This is a genomic window from Streptomyces sp. NPDC104307 (genome assembly GCF_055584045.1).
This window is the reverse complement of record NZ_JBVJMU010000010.1, coordinates 137374-154459: the sequence shown is the minus strand read 5'-3', so window position 1 is coordinate 154459 and position 17086 is coordinate 137374. Positions and strand designations below refer to the sequence as shown.

12 protein-coding genes and 1 riboswitch are annotated in these 17086 nt (G+C 72.1%); of the genes, 9 read left to right on the top strand and 3 right to left on the bottom strand.

The window, feature by feature from the left end; genetic code table 11:
• Positions 1–8 precede the first annotated feature (8 nt).
• Positions 9–1460 carry a citrate/2-methylcitrate synthase gene (locus ACZ601_RS24540; protein WP_469541477.1) on the bottom strand — a complete coding sequence of 484 codons (1452 nt, stop codon included), beginning with the start codon at positions 1458–1460 and terminating at the stop codon, positions 9–11.
• A 112-nt stretch (positions 1461–1572) separates the two neighbouring features.
• Here ACZ601_RS24540 and ACZ601_RS24535 point away from each other — a divergent pair, with 112 nt between their 5' ends.
• Complete coding sequence (locus tag ACZ601_RS24535; RefSeq protein WP_469541650.1) at positions 1573–2733, top strand: citrate synthase/methylcitrate synthase; 1161 nt, start codon at positions 1573–1575, stop codon at positions 2731–2733.
• A gap of 20 nt (positions 2734–2753) precedes the next feature.
• Complete coding sequence (locus ACZ601_RS24530) at positions 2754–3854, top strand: CobW family GTP-binding protein (protein ID WP_469541474.1); 1101 nt, start codon at positions 2754–2756, stop codon at positions 3852–3854.
• 18 nt (positions 3855–3872) lie between these two features.
• Here the strand turns inward: ACZ601_RS24530 and ACZ601_RS24525 are convergent, their stop codons facing one another.
• Positions 3873–6323 (bottom strand): DNA gyrase/topoisomerase IV subunit A, encoded by a 2451-nt coding sequence (locus ACZ601_RS24525; RefSeq protein WP_469541471.1) that lies wholly within the window; start codon positions 6321–6323, stop codon positions 3873–3875.
• A gap of 326 nt (positions 6324–6649) precedes the next feature.
• Here ACZ601_RS24525 and ACZ601_RS24520 point away from each other — a divergent pair, with 326 nt between their 5' ends.
• The 4 genes from ACZ601_RS24520 (at position 6650) to ACZ601_RS24505 (ending at position 11555) form a co-directional block, all read left to right on the top strand.
• Positions 6650–8023, top strand: a complete 1374-nt coding sequence (locus ACZ601_RS24520) for a M16 family metallopeptidase (RefSeq protein ID WP_469541468.1) — start codon at positions 6650–6652, stop codon at positions 8021–8023.
• Positions 8024–8049: 26 nt separating this feature from the next.
• Positions 8050–9432, top strand: coding sequence for a M16 family metallopeptidase (locus tag ACZ601_RS24515; RefSeq protein ID WP_440577600.1), 1383 nt, complete (start codon positions 8050–8052; stop codon positions 9430–9432).
• A gap of 211 nt (positions 9433–9643) precedes the next feature.
• Positions 9644–9810, top strand: a riboswitch (cyclic di-AMP (ydaO/yuaA leader).
• Between the two features lie 13 nt (positions 9811–9823).
• Positions 9824–10624, top strand: a complete 801-nt coding sequence (locus ACZ601_RS24510; RefSeq protein ID WP_469541464.1) for a M23 family metallopeptidase — start codon at positions 9824–9826, stop codon at positions 10622–10624.
• Positions 10625–10844: 220 nt separating this feature from the next.
• Positions 10845–11555 carry a GntR family transcriptional regulator gene (locus ACZ601_RS24505; protein WP_390091941.1) on the top strand — a complete coding sequence of 237 codons (711 nt, stop codon included), beginning with the start codon at positions 10845–10847 and terminating at the stop codon, positions 11553–11555.
• 211 nt (positions 11556–11766) lie between these two features.
• On the opposite strand, the gene ACZ601_RS24500 is transcribed toward ACZ601_RS24505, so the two are convergent.
• Positions 11767–12048 (bottom strand): HPr family phosphocarrier protein, encoded by a 282-nt coding sequence (locus ACZ601_RS24500; RefSeq protein ID WP_440577598.1) that lies wholly within the window; start codon positions 12046–12048, stop codon positions 11767–11769.
• Positions 12049–12220: 172 nt separating this feature from the next.
• Between ACZ601_RS24500 and ACZ601_RS24495 the strand changes: the two genes are divergently transcribed.
• The 3 genes from ACZ601_RS24495 (at position 12221) to ACZ601_RS24485 (ending at position 17033) form a co-directional block, all read left to right on the top strand.
• A complete protein-coding gene (locus tag ACZ601_RS24495) occupies positions 12221–15163 on the top strand; it encodes a bifunctional acetate--CoA ligase family protein/GNAT family N-acetyltransferase (RefSeq protein ID WP_469541460.1) in 2943 nt (980 codons plus the stop codon).
• A gap of 80 nt (positions 15164–15243) precedes the next feature.
• A complete protein-coding gene (locus ACZ601_RS24490; RefSeq protein WP_440574499.1) occupies positions 15244–15846 on the top strand; it encodes a DUF5998 family protein in 603 nt (200 codons plus the stop codon).
• On the top strand, positions 15846–17033 hold the full coding sequence (locus ACZ601_RS24485) for an alkaline phosphatase family protein (protein ID WP_469541456.1): 1188 nt from the start codon (positions 15846–15848) through the stop codon (positions 17031–17033). The genes ACZ601_RS24490 and ACZ601_RS24485 overlap by 1 nt, the downstream gene beginning before the upstream one ends.
• Positions 17034–17086 lie beyond the last annotated feature (53 nt).

Sequence of the window (17086 nt, the reverse complement as noted above, 5' to 3'; positions counted from 1 at the left end):
CGAACAGCCTATTGCGAAGGTGACCCGGTGGCATCGGACCCTGTGGCATCGGGCAGCGGCCGGGGCGGCCGCGGTCCGGTGTACTGGCCGATGGGGCGCATCCGCAGCGGGCGCTCCCCGTACTCCTCCAGGGCGTGCGCGATCCACCCCGCCGTACGGGAGATCGCGAACACGGTCTCGCCCGCCTCCGCGGCCATGCCGGCGGAGACGGACAGCACCGCGAGCGCCATGTCGACATTCGCGTGCAACGGGGCGTGGCGCGCGGTCGTGGCGACCACGTCGCGGGCCGCGGCCAGCGCCGGCGCCGCTCGCGGGATGTCCGCGAGCAGTGCGAACAGTGCCGTGGCCCGTGGGTCCTCGCCGGTGTAGAGCCGGTGGCCCAGCCCCGGCACCCGGCGGCCGGTACGGAGATGGTCCGCGACCACCGGGGCCGCGCCGCCCCGCTCCAGGACCTCGGCCAGCATCCGGTGCGCCAGCCCACTGGCCGCGCCGTGCAGTGGCCCCTCCAGGACTCCGAGCCCGGCCGAGACCACCGCGTACGGGTGGGCCCGTGCCGAGGCCGCGACCCGGGCCGCCAGGGTGGAAGCGGCCAGATCGTGGTCGATCAGCAGCCCGAGAGCGGTGTCCAGCGCGTCGAGTGACGGCTCGTCGGCCGGGTGTGCGGTGAGTTTCGGCCACAGCTGATGTGCCATACCGGGATCGGCGGCCGCGACCGCGCAGCCGCCTTCGCCCCGGCCCCCGGCCCGGTACAGGTCCCCGTCCCGCGTCCCGCCCCCGGCCCGGTACAGGTCCCCGTCCCGCGTCCCGCCCCCGGCCCGTTCCAGGCCCCCGTCCCGCTCCCCGCCCTCGTCCAGGATCCCCGCCCCGTCCGCGTCCACTGTCGGCAGCGCGCCCACCAGCGTCGGGATCAGGCTCCGCGCGCTTCCCAGCACCGCCTCGCGTGACAGGTCGAAACGCAGCGGATCGGCGGCGGCCGCGGCGACGACCGCGACCCGCAGCCGGTCCGTCGAGCCGGAGTGCGCCGGCAGCGCGCCGACCGTCCGGCGTGCCGAGGCCAGCGCCTCGCGGGGCGCGGTGAAGTGTGCGCCCGTCCGCAGCTCACCGGTCCAGAGCCACTCGGCGATCTCCTCGTAGGTGTGACGCCGGGCCAGCTCCGTGGCGTCCACGCCGCGGAAGCAGTAGCGGTCGCCCTCGATGAGCGTGATGCCGGTCCGGAAGGAGAGCTCCCCGGCCGGGGAGGCGGGCTCCCTGCGTCCGGTCCGCCGCGCCAGGGCGTCGACCTCTGCCGGGTCGAACGTACTGCCCCGCCCGCCGGGCGCTCGGTTGCTGCTCAGCTGGCCCCGGCTCACGTACGCGTACACCGTCTCGGGCTTCACGCCCAGGCGCTCGGCCGTCTCCCGGGTGGTGAGCCGTTGCGCCGTGCGCTCCGAACCGTCGCCCGAGCCCGCTTGATCCGTCATGGTGCTCACCGTATCCATATTGATTCAATCAACATTGACAGATATTAAGTCAAGCATGGACAGTCGAATCAATGTCAAGAGCCGCAGCACCGGAATGTTCCTGGAGGAAGCAATGACGACCATGACCGGCTCGGCCCCGCTCGACGTCCCCCGAGGTCTCGCGGGTGTCGTCGTCACCGACACGGCCCTCGGGGATGTCCGGGGCCGCGAGGGCTTCTACCACTACCGGCAGTACTCGGCGATCGAGCTGGCGCAGACCCGCAGCTTCGAGGACGTCTGGTACCTGATGACCGAGGGTGAGCTGCCCGGTTCGGCCGCCCGTGCCGACTTCGCGACCCGCACCGCCGCACTGCGCCGGCTGCCCGCGGAGGTACGGGACGCCCTGCCCGCCATAGCGCGCGGGGGCGCCGTCTCCGGACCGCTCGCGGGGCTGCGCACGGCGCTCTCGCTGCTCGGCGCGTCGGCGGGCTTCCGCCCGGTGTACGACATCGACGCGGACCGGCGCCGCGCCGACGCGCTGACCGCCTGCGCCGCCGTCCCCACCGTGCTCACCGCCCTGCACCGGCTCGGCCAGGGACTCGAACCGGTGGAACCGCGAGACGACCTGCCCTACGCGGCCAACTACCTCTACATGCTCACCGGTTCCGTGCCGGACGCCGCCCGGGTCAGGGCCGTCGAGCAGTATCTGATCTCCACCGTGGACCACGGTTTCAACGCCTCGACCTTCACCGGCCGGGTCGTCGCCTCCACCGGTGCGGACGTCGCCGCCTGCCTGGTGGCGGCCGTCGGCGCGCTCTCCGGACCGCTGCACGGCGGGGCGCCGAGCCGGGCGCTGGACACCCTGGACGCCATCGGGACCCCGGAGCGCATCGACGGCTGGATCCGCGAGCGGGTCCTCGCCGGTGACCGGATCATGGGCTTCGGACACCCGGTCTACCGCACGGAGGACCCCCGCTCCCGCATGCTGCGTTCCATCGCCCAGGGCTTCGGTGGCCCGCTCGTCGACTTCGCCGTCGAGGTGGAACGGCAGGTCGAGGCGATCCTCGCGGAGCTGAAGCCGGGCCGGGAACTGCACACCAACGTGGAGTTCTACGCCGGAGTGGTCATGGAGCTGTGCGGGCTGCCGCGCGAGATGTTCACGCCGACGTTCTGCTCCGCGCGGGTGGTCGGCTGGAGCGCCAATATCCTGGAGCAGGCGGAGGACTCCAAGATCATCCGCCCGGCGGCCCGCTACGTCGGCCCGCCTCCGCCGCAGCCGGTCCCGGCCGCCTGACGTCCCCCGGAAGGGCCCCGTTGAACCCGTCGTCACCGCCCCGCAGTCGGCAGATCCCGGTCATCGTCCTCGCCGGATTCCTGGGATCCGGCAAGACGACGCTGCTCAACCACCTGCTGCGGCATCGCGCCGGAAACCGGATCGGCGTGATCGTCAACGACTTCGGGTCCATCGAGATCGACGCCATGACCGTGTCCGGACAGGTCGGCTCGACCGTCTCACTCGGCGGCGGCTGCCTGTGCTGCGCGGTCGACGTGAGCGAGCTGGACACGTACCTGGAGACCCTGACCCGGCCCGCCGCCCGCCTCGATGTGATCGTCATCGAGGCGAGCGGGCTCGCCGAACCCCAGGAACTCGTAAGGATGCTGCTGGCCAGCGACAACCCGCACATCGTGTACGGGGGACTGGTCGAGGTGGTCGACGCGGCCGAGTTCGCCGCCACCCGGGAGCGTCACCCGGAGATCGACCGCCATCTCGCCGTTGCGGACCTCGTCGTACTGAACAAGACCGACCGGGCCGGGGAGGCCGGCCAGCTGCGTGTCCGGGAGGCCGTCGCGGCCACCGGCAGCACGGCGGCCGTGGTTCCCGCCAGCTACGGCCGCGTCGATCCCGAGCTGCTCTTCGATCCCGCGCTGCGGCCCGACAGCGAGGAGAAGGCACGTCAGCTGAGCTTCGAGGACCTGTACCTGGCGGAGCGGGCGGCGGAGGCGGGGGAGGAGCACGGGGACCATCTGCACGCGGCGTACGAGAGTCTCGACTTCACCACGGACGTGGCCATGAGTCCCCGTCGGCTGATGGCCTTCCTGGACTCCCGGCCGGAAGGGCTCTACCGGATCAAGGGGTACGTCGACTTCGGCGCGGGAGACCCCGACAACGCCTACGCGCTGCACGCCGTCGGCAGGTTCCTGCGGTTCGTCCCGCAGCCCTGGACCCGTGGCGGGCCCCGGCTGACCCGGCTCGTGCTGATCGGCTCCGGCATCGACGTACAGGGTCTGCGCAAGGCGTTGGAAGGCTGTCGCGCGGCGGACGAGCCGACGCCGGACACGGAGCAGGACGCCGCACACGAGCGATCCATGTGGGGCGTCCTGCGCTACGTGCGCGGGCCCGGCGACGAGATGTAGCGCCACGGGCCGGGCTTGCTACACCGGGCCGGCGATCACCGCGACCGGGGACTCCAGAGGCGTCCCGGAACCGTCGCGGCGCGGGTCGGGCTCGGGCAGCGTGGCCGGTGTGCCGTTCTTCTGCGCGGCGCGAGCGGGTGTCGGGCCCGCCCAGGCGAACGTGAGCACGTCCTCGCCCTTCAGGAACCGCTGACAGCGCACCCCGCCGGTGGCCCGGCCCTTGCGCGGGTACTGGTCGAACGGGGTGAGCTTGCAGGTCAGCACGGAGTCGTCCAGCGTGCCGTGCGAACCGGCCACCGTGAACACCACGGCATCAGAGGCCGGATCCACCGCGGCGAAGGAGAGCACCTCCGCGCCCTCCGTGAGCTTCACGCCCGCCATACCGCCGGCCGGACGCCCCTGCGGGCGCACCTGTGCCGCCGGATAACGCAGCAGCTGCGCGTCCGAGGTGATGAAGACCAGGTCCTCCTCGCCGGTACGCAGCTCCACGGCGCCGACGATCCGGTCACCGTCCTTGAGGGTGATGACCTCCAGCTCGTCCTTGTTGGCCGGATAGTCGGGCACCACACGCTTCACGACACCCTGCAGGGTGCCGACCGCCAGCCCCGGGGAGGACTCGTCGAGGGTGGTGAGGCACACGACCTCCTCGTCCGCCTCCAGAGTGAGGAACTCCGCGACCATCGCACCGCCCGAGAGGTTGGGCGCCGCGTGGGTGTCCGGCAGCTGCGGCAGATCGATCACGGCGAGCCGCATCAGCCGCCCCGTCGAGGTCACCACGCCGATGTCGCCGCGTGCCGTGGCCGGTACGGACGAGACGATCACATCGTGCTTGGCACGCTTGGCGTCCTCGGCGAGGACGATCGGGTCGCCATTGGCCGTACGGGCCAGCAGGCCGGTCGAGGACAGCAGCACCCGGCAAGGGTCGTCCGCTACCTCCAGCGGAACCGCCGCGATCTGCGAACCGGCCGACTCCAGCAGCACCGTACGCCGGTCGGTGCCGAACTTCTTGGCGACCGCCGCCAGTTCCGTGGAGACGAGCTTGCGCAGCTCAGGGTCCGATTCGAGGATCGCGGTCAGCTCGTCGATCTCGGCGTTGAGCCGGTCCTGCTCGCTCTCCAGCTCGACCCGGTCGAACCGGGTGAGCCGGCGCAGCGGGGTGTCCAGGATGTACTGCGTCTGGACCTCGCTCAGCGAGAAGCGCTCGATGAGCCGGTCCTTGGCCTGCGCCGAATTGTCACTGGACCGGATGAGCCGGATGACCTCGTCGATGTCGATCAGCGCGACGAGGAGACCCTCGACCAGGTGCAGCCGGTTGCGGCGCTTGGTCCGGCGGAACTCGCTGCGCCGGCGCACCACGTCGAAGCGGTGGTCGAGGTAGACCTCCAGGAGCTCCTTGAGGCCCAGCGTGAGCGGCTGTCCGTCGACCAGTGCCACGTTGTTGATGCCGAAGGACTCCTCCATCGGCGTCAGCTTGTAGAGCTGCTCCAGCACGGCCTCCGGCACGAAACCGTTCTTCACCTCGATGACCAGGCGCAGTCCGTGCGCGCGGTCGGTGAGGTCCTTGACGTCCGCGATGCCCTGGAGCTTCTTCGCCGAGACCAGGTCCTTGATCTTGGCGATCACCTTCTCGGGACCGACGCTGAAGGGCAGTTCGGTGACGACCAGACCCTTGCGGCGTGCCGTGACGTTCTCCACGGCGACGGTGGCGCGGATCTTGAACGATCCGCGCCCCTTCGCGTACGCGTCCTTGATGCCGCCGAGGCCCACGATCCGGCCACCGGTCGGCAGGTCGGGACCGGGGACGAACCGCATCAGGGTGTCCAGGTCCGCGCCCGGATGCTTGATCAGGTGGCGGGCGGCGGCGATGACCTCGCCCAGGTTGTGCGGCGGCATATTGGTCGCCATGCCGACCGCGATCCCGGTCGTGCCGTTGACCAGGAGGTTGGGATAGGCGGCCGGCAGGACGACCGGCTCCTGCTCCTGGCCGTCGTAGTTCGACTGGAAGGCGACGGTGTCCTCGTCGATCGACTCCGTCATCAACGACGTCGCGTCGGCCATCCGGCACTCGGTGTACCGCATGGCGGCCGGCGGGTCGTCGTTGCCGAGCGAGCCGAAGTTTCCGTGTCCGTCGACAAGGGGGAGCCGCATGGAGAACGGCTGTGCCATCCGCACCAGCGCGTCGTAGATCGACGCGTCACCGTGCGGGTGCAACTTACCCATGACCTCGCCGACGACGCGGGCGCACTTCACGTAGCCGCGGTCCGGGCGCAGGCCCATCTCGTTCATCTGGTACACGATGCGGCGGTGCACCGGCTTCAAGCCGTCACGGGCGTCCGGCAGGGCCCGTGAGTAGATCACCGAATACGCGTACTCAAGGAAGGAGCCCTGCATTTCGTCGACGACGTCGATGTCGAGGATCTTCTCCTCGAAGTCGTCCGGCGGCGGGGTCTTCGTGCTGCGGCGGGCCATCGCGGCTGCGACTCCTTCACGGATTCTGTTCGGGCAACCTCAGGTTCTGACGCGGACCATTGTGGACCGCCGCACCGACAACTCCGACCTCGACCCGTCCCAAAGGCGGTTCTCGACCCGTCCCAAAGGCGGTTCTCGACCCGTCCCGAGGGGGGTTCTCGACCCGTCCCGAAGGGGTCGGGACCCTCTTTTCCGACGGCTTCGGCGTGACTCGCGCATGACTTGCGCATGACGTGCGCGGCACGGGAACTTCGCCAGGTGTCGGTGCGCTTGCTTACAGTGGCAGGTCTCGCACCACATCCAGTATCGCGATCGAAGGGACGTACATGCCCATGGGTCACACGGCCACAGCCCAGGCCGGCTCCGGCGGCTTGACAGCGACCGAGCACCGTCTGGCCAACGGCCTGCGCGTGGTGCTCTCCGAGGACCATCTGACCCCGGTCGCCGCGGTGTGCCTCTGGTACGACGTCGGCTCGCGCCACGAGGTCAAGGGACGCACCGGTCTGGCTCACCTTTTCGAGCACCTGATGTTCCAGGGCTCCGGCCAGGTCAAGGGGAACGGCCACTTCGAGCTGGTGCAGGGCGCCGGCGGCTCGCTCAACGGCACCACCAGCTTCGAGCGGACCAACTACTTCGAGACGATGCCCACGCACCAGCTGGAGCTCGCCCTGTGGCTCGAAGCCGACCGGATGGGCTCGCTGCTCGCCGCGCTCGACGAGGAGTCCATGGAGAACCAGCGGGACGTCGTCAAGAACGAGCGCCGGCAGCGGTACGACAACGTCCCGTACGGCACCGCGTTCGAGCGGCTGACCGCCCTCGCGTACCCGGAGGGCCACCCGTACCACCACACCCCGATCGGGTCCATGGCGGACCTGGACGCGGCGACCCTCGATGACGCGCGGTCCTTCTTCCGTACGAACTACGCGCCCAACAACGCGGTGCTCTCGGTCGTCGGCGACATCGATCCCGAGCAGACGCTCGCCTGGATCGAGAAGTACTTCGGCACCATCCCGTCGCACGACGGGAAGCAGCCGCCGAGGGACGGCTCACTGCCCGAGGTCATCGGCGGCGAGCTGCGCGAGGAGGTCCACGAGGAGGTCCCGGCGCGCGCGCTGATGGCCGCCTACCGGCTGCCGCACGACGGCACCCGGGAGTGCGACGCCGCGGATCTCGCGCTGACCGTGCTGGGCGGCGGAGAGTCGTCCCGGCTGCACAACCGGCTGGTCCGTCGCGACCGGACGGCCGTCGCGGCCGGATTCGGGCTGCTGCGGCTGGCCGGCGCGCCCTCGCTCGGCTGGCTGGACGTCAAGACGTCCGGCGGCGTCGAGGTGGCGCAGATCGAGGCCGCGGTCGACGAGGAGCTCGCCCGATTCGCCGAGGAGGGCCCCTCGCCCGAGGAGATGGAGCGGGCCCAGGCCCAGTTGGAGCGGGAGTGGCTGGACCGGCTCGGTACGGTCGCGGGCCGCGCCGACGAACTGTGCCGGTACGCCGTGCTGTTCGGTGACCCGCAGCTCGCCCTGAGCGCGGTGCACCGGGTGCTCGACGTCACCGCGGAGGAGGTCAGGGCGGCCGCCAGGGCCCAGCTGCGGCCCGACAACCGGGCGGTACTGGTCTACGAGCCGGTCGAGCCCGCGGAGCCCGCAGACGAGGCGGGGACCGCCGCCGCCGACACCGACGCGCACGAAGGGGCGGACAAGTGAGCGACGCTGCCGTGACTGGAGTTTCGATGGAGTACCACCCGCAGCCCGCCCCCGGGACGGCCAGGCCCTGGGCCTTCCCCGCGCCCGAGCGCGGTGCCCTGCCCAATGGCCTCACGGTGCTGCGCTGCCACCGCCCCGGCCAGCAGGTCGTCGCCGTCGAGGTCTTCCTCGAAGCACCGCTCGACGCGGAGCCCGAGGGTCTGGACGGGGTGGCCACGATCATGTCGCGCGCCCTGTCCGAGGGCACCGACAAGCGCAGTGCGGAGGAGTTCGCCGCCGAGCTGGAACGGTGCGGCGCCACTCTGGACGCCCACGCCGACCACCCCGGCGTCCGGGTCTCCCTGGAGGTGCCCGCCTCCAGGCTGGCCAAGGCGCTCGGCCTGGTCGCGGAGGCCCTGCGGGCACCGGCCTTCGCCGACAGCGAGATCGAGCGGCTGGTGAACAACCGGCTCGACGAGATCCCGCACGAGCAGGCGAACCCCGCCCGGCGCGCGGCCAAGCAGCTCTCCAAGGAGCTCTTCCCGGCCACGGCCCGTATGTCGCGCCCGCGCCAGGGCACCGAGAAGACCGTCGAGCGGATCGACTCCGCGGCCGTGCGCGCCTTCTACGACGCCCACGTCCGCCCGTCCACCGCGACCGCCGTGGTCGTCGGTGACCTCACCGGCATCGACCTGGACGCCCTGCTCTCCGAGACCCTGGGCGACTGGTCGGGCAACACCGCCGCGGCCCGTCCGGTCCCGCCGATCACCGCCGACGACACCGGCCGGGTGGTCATCGTGGACCGCCCCGGAGCGGTGCAGACCCAGCTGCTGATCGGCCGGATCGGCGCGGACCGGCACGACAGCGTCTGGCCGGCCCAGGTGCTCGGCACCTACTGCCTGGGAGGCACGCTGACCTCCCGGCTCGACCGGGTGCTGCGTGAGGAGAAGGGCTACACCTACGGCGTGCGCGCCTTCGCCCAGGTGCTGCGCTCCTCGGCCCGGGACTCCGCCTCGGGGGCGACCGGCGCCGCGATGCTCGCGATCAGCGGCTCGGTGGACACGGAGTCCACCGGACCGGCGCTGGAAGACCTCTGGAAGGTGCTGCGGACCTTGGCCGCGGAGGGTCTGACGGACGCCGAGCGCGAGACGGCCGTGCAGAACCTCGTGGGCGTGGCACCGCTGAAGTTCGAGACGGCCGCCTCCGTCGCGGGCACCCTCGCGGACCAGGTCGAGCAGCACCTCGCCGACGACTACCAGGCGCAGCTGTACGCGCGCCTCGCCGAGACCGGCACGGTGGAGGCGACGGCGGCCGTGGTCAACGCCTTCCCGGAGGACCGCCTCGTCACGGTCCTCGTCGGGGACGCCGCGCAGATCAAGGAGCCCGTCACGGCTCTCGGCATCGGAGAGGTCTCGGTCGTCACCGGCTGAACCGCCACCGCCCCCGACAGCGGGGCGGGAGCGAGGCCCTGGCGGGTCGTCTGCCGCCAGGGCCTCCCTTTTTGTCCGCTTTGGTGGAGAGGTTGCCTGTCTGCCCTGTGGGATGCGCTACAAAACCGCCTGTCCGTTTGGTGCGGGGAAGTGCCCCCGCTTAGCGTCGGCGCGGCTGTCCGTCACTCGTATGCCGCATCCGCGACGTACCGGGCAGCCATCGCCGAGTCCCCGTCAGGCGCGAGCCGGGGGAGCCGGGGACCCACGCAGTCCCTGGGGTGAATCGGACGGCCGTGCCTCTGTGGGGGCCCGGTGTCCGTAGGAGACCTTCCTGCTCCGAACCCGTCAGCTAACCCGGTAGGCGAGAAGGAAGGAAAGGATCAGCCACTTCATGGCGTTCACCCGTGCCACGGGGAAGCACCGTGCCCCGTGCCGTATGACGCGCCGCGGCGCGAAGGCTCTCGGCATCGCGGCCCTGGCGACCGCCGGAGTCATCGGCTCGCCGGCCTCCCCGGCGCTCGCGGAGGACACCGAGACCTCTGCCGCCGGCACCGGCCTCTCCCAGATCATCGCCATCGAGGGCGACCTGGCCGACCGGATCGACGCCCAGGCGGACGCGCAGCGGCACCAGGCCGACGCCGCAGAGGCGAAGGCCAAGGCCGAAGCCGACGCGAAGAAGAAGGCCGAGGCGAAGGCCAGGAAGGCCAAGGCCGCCGCTGCCAGGGCCAAGGAGGCCCGCGAGAGCGAGGCGCGTGCCGCCCGCTCCGCCGAGCGCGCCCGGCTGGGCACCTTCCAGCTGCCCGTCGCGGGTTCCTACGTGAGCACCGGCTACAAGTCCAGCGGCTCCCTGTGGTCTTCCGGCAGCCACTCCGGCATCGACTTCCACGCCGCGTCCGGCAGCTCCGTCGTCGCCGTCGGCGCCGGTACGGTCGTCGAGGCCGGCTGGGGCGGCGCGTACGGCAACAACATCGTGCTCCGGATGACGGACGGCACGTACACCCAGTACGGCCACCTCTCCTCGATCGCCGTGTCCGTCGGCCAGAGCGTTGGTCAGGGGCAGCGGATCGGCCTCTCCGGTGCCACCGGCAACGCCACCGGACCGCACCTCCACTTCGAGGCCCGCACCACCCCGTCGTACGGCTCCGACATGGACCCGGTCGCCTACCTGCGCGCCCACGGCGTCACCGTCTGACCGACACGAAGCACCTCAGCGAAGGCCCCGGCGACGCGCCGGGGCCTTCAGTCGTACCCGGCGCCTGACCATGGCGCGGCACCCCTTCCCGAACCCGTCCGCGACCAAAAGATATTCATGAATTTACGCCCGGCATCGGAAATGCGTCCGCATTGCAATAGAGTCACAGGACAGGCGTCGATCGGCCGCGTTCCGCGGGGATTAAGGCGGAGGTTCGGACATGCGCATTCCGGCGCATTCGGTATGCACGGCAATCCGTGACGACATCGTCTCCGGTGTCTTCGAACGCGGCAGCCGACTCACCGAGGAAGTGCTCGCACGCCGTTACGGGGTCTCCCGTGTCCCGGTGCGTGAAGCGCTGCGCACCCTGGAGTCAGAGGGCTTCGTGGTCACCCGCAGGCACGCCGGGGCCTGCGTCGCCGAGCCCGACGAGCAGGAGGCGGCGGATCTGCTTGAGGTCCGGATGCTGCTGGAACCGCTCGGTGCGGCCCGTGCCGCCCAGCGCCGCACCGACGCCCACCTCAAGGTGTTGCGCGGCCTGGTCAGGCTGGGCCAGGAGCGGGCCCGCCGGGGCGAGGGCGAGGATCTGCGCTCCCTGGGCGGCTGGTTCCACGAGACCCTCGCCCAGGCCTCCGGAAGCCCCGGACTGATCGCACTGCTCACCCAGCTCCGGCACAAGATCGCCTGGATGTACGCGGTCGACCCGCCGGCCCGCCCCGCCGATTCCTGGGCCGAGTACGGGGCCATCGTGGACGCCGTGGCGCGCGGCGACGCGGAACGGGCGAGGGCGCTCGCCGCCCAGCACGCCGAGCGGGCCACCGCCGCGCACCGGCTGCGCCGCCCCGGCCGCCCCGCTGCTCCGGCCGTGCCCCGGGCCGGCCGGGTGAGGACTTCGCAACATGCCGTAAACACCCAGGGCGGCCGTCATTAACAATTACGCCGTATACAAGAAGTAGCTATTCGCCGAAGCGTTCCTGGTGCTGTCCATTCCGTTGTTCCGCTCGCTGCCCTGAATTATTTCCGGCGGCCGGATGATATGGGTCGCAATGGACAGCATTCTCGTGCGAACGCAAAAGCCGCGGCTCCCGGTCGGGGGTGCCGCGGCTCTCGCGCAGGAATTCCAGGCGGTCGTGACCGCTGGGTCAGACGGTCTCCGGGAGCTCGTCGAGCCCCTCGGCGACCAGCTTGGACAGACGGTCCAGAGCGGCCTCTGCGTTGTCGGCCTCGGACGCGAGAACGATCTCCTCGCCGCCCTGGGCGCCGAGCCCGAGCACCGCGAGCATGGACGCGGCGTTCACCGGATTGCCGTCGGCCTTGGCGATGGTCACGGGGACGCCGGAGGCCGTGGCGGCACGGACGAAGATGGATGCGGGGCGGGCGTGCAGGCCCTCGGCCCAACCGACGTTGACGCGGCGCTCAGCCATGGTTCTGCCCTTCACGAATCAATGGTTGTCTAGACCAGTCTCTCATGCAGTGCGCGATGCTCCGGCCGACCCGCGGCCCGTCCGCGGACCGCTTCCGCCGTCGGCCGGCCACCCCCAGACTGCCCCGGCCCCGACCCCCACGCGACCGCTGGCGGAGCCGTACGCTTTGCCCATGGAGCCCTCTGTGGAGCAGAGTCCGCATCACGCCTACCCCGGCCACTGGGAGGCGGACGTGGTGCTCCGCGACGGCGGCACCGCCCGGATCAGGCCGATCACCACGGACGACGCCGAGCGGCTGGTCAGCTTCTACGAGCAGGTCTCCGACGAGTCGAAGTACTACCGCTTCTTCGCCCCCTACCCCCGGCTCTCCGCCAAGGACGTCCACCGCTTCACCCATCACGACTACGTCGACCGGGTGGGACTCGCCGTCACGGTGGGCGGCGAGTTCATCGCCACCGTCCGCTACGACCGGATCGACGCCACGGGCAGGCCCGCCTCCGCTCCGGCGGACGAGGCCGAGGTCGCCTTCCTCGTCCAGGACGCGCACCAGGGCCGCGGGGTCGCCTCCACCCTCCTCGAACACATCGCGGCCGTCGCCCGCGAGCGCGGTATCCGGCGCTTCGCCGCCGAGGTGCTCCCCGCCAACAACAAGATGATCAAGGTGTTCCGGGACGCCGGATACACCCAGCAGCGCAGCTTCGAGGACGGCTCCGTCCACCTCACCCTGGACCTCGAACCGACCGCCGAGTCGCTCGCCGTCCAGCGCGCCCGCGAGCAGCGGGCGGAGGCGCGGTCCGTGCAGCGGCTGCTCGCCCCCGGCTCCGTCGCCGTCATCGGCGCGGGGCGCAACCCGGGCGGGGTCGGCCGCACCGTCCTGCGCAACCTCCTCGGCGCGGGCTTCACCGGCCGCGCCTACGCGGTGAACAGCGCCCTGGACACGGACCAGGACACCATCGACGGGGTGCCCGCCCACCGCTCCCTCGGCGAGATCGGCGAACCGGTCGACCTCGCCGTCGTCGCCGTCCCCGCCGAGCGGGTGCCGGAGGCCGTCGCCGACTGCGGGGAACACGGCGTCCAGGGACTCGTCGTCCTCTCCGCCGGATACGCCGAGTGGGGCGCGGAGGGCCGCGAACGGCAGCGCGAACTGGTGCGCCAGGCCCGCTCGTACGGCATGCGCATCATCGGCCCGAACGCCTTCGGCATCATCAACAACTCCGAGGCGGTCCGGCTGAACGCCTCACTCGCTCCGGAACGGCCCGCCTCCGGGCGCATCGGCCTGTTCACCCAGTCCGGCGCGATCGGCATCGCCCTGCTCTCCGGGCTCTACCGGCGCGGCGCGGGGCTCTCCACCTTCATCTCGGCCGGAAACCGCGCCGACATCTCCGGCAACGACTTCCTCCAGTACTGGTACGAGGACCCGGACACCGATGTCGCCCTGCTGTACCTCGAATCGCTCGGCAACCCCCGCAAGTTCACCCGCCTCGCCCGGCGTACCGCCGCGGTGAAGCCGGTGGTCGTGGTCAAGGGCGCCCGGCACAGCGGCTCCACCCCGCCGGGCCACGCCGTACCCATCAGCCGGATCCCGGACGCCACCGTCTCCGCGCTGATGCGGCAGGCGGGCGTGATCCGCGTCGACACGGTGACCGAGATGATCGACGCGGGCCTGCTCCTCGCGGACCAGCCGCTCCCGGCGGGCGGCCGCGTCGCGATCCTGGGCAACTCCGAATCCCTCGGGCTGCTCACGTACGACGCCTGCCTGGCCGAGGGGCTGCGGCCGCGTCCGCCGCGCGACCTCACCACCGCCGCCACCCCGCAGGACTTCCGGGACGCGCTGGCCGAGGCGCTGGCCGACGAGGGCTGCGACGCGGTGATCGTGACGGCCATCCCATGGGTGGGGGAGGACGGCGAAGCGGAGCAGGGCGACGGCGAGGTGCTGGCCACCGCCCTGCACGCGGCCGCCGCCGCGGGTCCGGCCAAGCCGGTGGCCGTCGTCCACGTGGAGATCGGCGGCCTCGCGGAGGCCCTGGCCGCGGCCACCAGCACGGTGGCCCAGCAGCGCCCGGCCCCGGCGCGGCCGTCCGGCCCGGCGCCGGGCCGGACGGCCGCCACGCCCACCACATCGGTACCCTCCGCCACAACAGCGTCCCCAGCCACGACACCGCCCTCGGTGACGCCCGCGCCCCTCGGCGATACGGACGCCGCGCCCGGGGCGGCCGGACCCGGTGAAGCTCGCGCCGTCGGCCGGATCCCCGCCTATCCGGCCGCCGAACGCGCCGTCCGCGCGCTCTCCGAAGCCGTGAAGTACGCCCAGTGGCGACGCCAGGCGGCGGTCCCCGGCAAGGTGCCCGAGTTCCTCGACGACACCATCGACGAGGCGGGGGCGGCGGCCCGTATCGACGCGATTCTCGGCAAGGACCCCGATCCGCGCGGCAGGCCCCTGTCGCCCGACGAGGCCCGCGAGCTGCTGGCCTGCTACGGCATCACCGTCCGGCCGACGCTGCCGGCCCCGGACGCGGAGGCGGCCGTCGCCGCCGCCGGGCGGCTCGGCTACCCGGTCGCGCTGAAGACCACCGCACCCCATCTGCGCCACCGCGCCGACCTCGGCGGTGTCCGGCTGGACCTCGCCACCGAGTCCGCCGTGCGCCGCGCCTACGGCGAACTGACGGAGCTGCTGGGCAAGCCCGCCGAGCTGCGGCCCGTGGTGCAGGCCATGGCCCCGCGCGGTGTCGACACCGTCGTACGGGCCACGATCGACCCGGCCGCGGGCGCCGTCCTCTCCTTCGGCCTGGCGGGCGCGCCGTCCGAGCTGCTCGGTGACACCGCCCACCGGCTGGTTCCGGCCACCGACCGGGACGCCGCCGAGCTGATCCGCTCGATCCGGGCCGCCCCGGTCCTCTTCGGCTGGCGCGGCTCGGCGCCGGTGGACACCGGGGCGCTGGAAGAACTGCTGCTCAGGGTCTCGCTGCTGGTCGACGACCACCCAGAGGTGGTCGCCGTGGCCCTGGAACCCGTGGTGGTCGCCACCCAGGGGCTGACGGTCCTCGGAGCGAGCGTCCGGCTCTCGCCGCCCCCGGCCCGTACCGACCTCGGCCCGCGCAGGCTCTCCAACTACTGAACCGCCCGACCCGCGCGCCGTCCGGGACGGGGCGGGCAGGACGTCCCCGGCAGCCATCAGCCCCCCGTAGGATGGTCCGTATGGCTAAGACCGGTACGACGACCCAGGGGCTGCGCGCGGCGATCGAGCGCAGTGGCTACTACCCGGCCCTCGTGGCCGAGGCGGTGGAGGCCGCCGTGGGCGGTGAGCCGGTCGCTTCGTACCTGGTGCACCAGGAGACCACCTTCGACTCCAACGAGGTGCGCCGGCACGTCACCGTCCTGGTACTCACGGATAACCGTTTCGTCGTCAGCCACACCGACGAGCAGAACGCCGACACCAGCTCCCCGACGCCCTACGCCACCACCTCGACCGAGTCGGTCAAGCTCGACCGGATCTCCTCGGTCGTGGTGAGCCGCGTGGTGGCCAACCCGGAGAAGTACGTGCCCGGCACGCTGCCCCGCGAGGTCGTCCTGACCATCGGCTGGGGCGCGGTCTCCCGGATCGACCTGGAGCCCGCCGCCTGCGGTGACCCCAACTGCGAGGCGGACCACGGCTACACCGGCAGCTCCACCGCCGACGACCTGAGCCTGCGGGTCAGCGAGGCCGGCGACGGCCCCGACACCGTGCGCCAGACCCTCGCCTTCGCCCAGGCGCTGTCCGAGGCCACCGCCGCCACCGCCACCGCCGCGGCAGAGCGCTGATGGCCCAGCCGGCCTGGCAGGACCCGGTGCCACTGGGCATCGACACCGCCCCCGTGCCCGAGTACGGCAGCGGCTCGTTGGCCGATCTGCTGCCCACGCTCGTCGCGGGTCAGGGGGTGGCGGGGTTCACGCCCACGATCGCGGAGCTCAAGCCCGCCGACCGCAACTGCGTCTTCCTGATCGACGGCCTCGGCTGGGAGCAGATCCGGTCCCATCCCGACGAAGCGCCCTTCCTGCACTCGCTGCTGCCCACCTCGCGCGGCGGCACGGGCCGCCCGATCACGGCCGGTTTCCCGGCGACCACCGCGACCTCGCTGGCCTCGGTCGGTACCGGCCTGCCCCCCGGCGAGCACGGCCTCGCCGGGTACACCGTGCGCAATCCGGCGACCGGCGCGCTGATGAACCAACTGCGCTGGCGGCCCTGGTCGGAGCCGAAGGTCTGGCAGCCGCACCCCACGGTCTTCACCCTCGCCGACGCGGCCGGAGTGCGCACCGCCCAGGTCTCCGCGCCCGCCTTCGAGCAGACCCCGCTCACCAAGGTGGCGCTCAGCGGTGGCTCGTTCCTCGGCCGGCTGACCGGCGAGGACCGGATGGACGTCGCGGCCGAACGGCTGGCCGCCGGTGACCGCTCGCTCGTCTACACCTACTACAGCGAGGTCGACGGCATGGGGCACCGCTTCGGCGTCGACTCCGACGCCTGGCGCGGCCAGCTGATGCACGTCGACGGACTGGCCAGGCGGCTGGCGGAGCAGCTACCGCCGCGCTCGGCGCTGTACATCACCGCCGACCACGGCATGATCGACATCCCGTTCGACGAGCAGTCCCGGATCGACTTCGACGCGGACTGGGAGCTGCGCGCGGGTGTCGCGCTGCTCGGCGGCGAGGGCCGCGCCCGCCATGTGTACGCCGTCCCCGGCGCGGCGGCCGATGTGCTGGCCGTCTGGCGCGAGGTGCTCGGCGAGCAGTTCTGGGTGGCGAGCCGGGACGAGGCCGTCGCGGCGGGCTGGTTCGGCCCCCGGGCCGACGAACGCGTCCTCGGCCGGATCGGCGACGTGGTCGCGGCTGCCCACGACGACGTGGTGATCACCGCTACCGACAACGAGCCGCACGAGTCCGCGATGGTGGGCATGCACGGCTCGGTGACCCCCGTCGAGCAGCTCGTCCCGCTCCTCGAAGTACGCTCGTAGCCCAGGTCCCCGCGTACCCCTCCCCGCCCGTCCCGAAAGGTGCTCGACCCCTC

Bases quoted from the DNA above. Each gene is read 5' to 3' on its own strand.
- ACZ601_RS24540 (WP_469541477.1), bottom strand. From the start codon at position 1,460: ATGACGGATCAAGCGGGCTCGGGCGACGGTTCGGAGCGCACGGCGCAA.
- ACZ601_RS24535 (WP_469541650.1), top strand. From the start codon at position 1,573: ATGACGACCATGACCGGCTCGGCCCCGCTCGACGTCCCCCGAGGTCTC.
- ACZ601_RS24525 (WP_469541471.1), bottom strand. From the start codon at position 6,323: ATGGCCCGCCGCAGCACGAAGACCCCGCCGCCGGACGACTTCGAGGAG.
- ACZ601_RS24520 (WP_469541468.1), top strand. From the start codon at position 6,650: ATGCCCATGGGTCACACGGCCACAGCCCAGGCCGGCTCCGGCGGCTTG.
- ACZ601_RS24515 (WP_440577600.1), top strand. From the start codon at position 8,050: ATGGAGTACCACCCGCAGCCCGCCCCCGGGACGGCCAGGCCCTGGGCC.
- ACZ601_RS24510 (WP_469541464.1), top strand. From the start codon at position 9,824: ATGGCGTTCACCCGTGCCACGGGGAAGCACCGTGCCCCGTGCCGTATG.
- ACZ601_RS24505 (WP_390091941.1), top strand. From the start codon at position 10,845: ATGCGCATTCCGGCGCATTCGGTATGCACGGCAATCCGTGACGACATC.
- ACZ601_RS24500 (WP_440577598.1), bottom strand. From the start codon at position 12,048: ATGGCTGAGCGCCGCGTCAACGTCGGTTGGGCCGAGGGCCTGCACGCC.
- ACZ601_RS24495 (WP_469541460.1), top strand. From the start codon at position 12,221: ATGGAGCCCTCTGTGGAGCAGAGTCCGCATCACGCCTACCCCGGCCAC.
- ACZ601_RS24490 (WP_440574499.1), top strand. From the start codon at position 15,244: ATGGCTAAGACCGGTACGACGACCCAGGGGCTGCGCGCGGCGATCGAG.
- ACZ601_RS24485 (WP_469541456.1), top strand. From the start codon at position 15,846: ATGGCCCAGCCGGCCTGGCAGGACCCGGTGCCACTGGGCATCGACACC.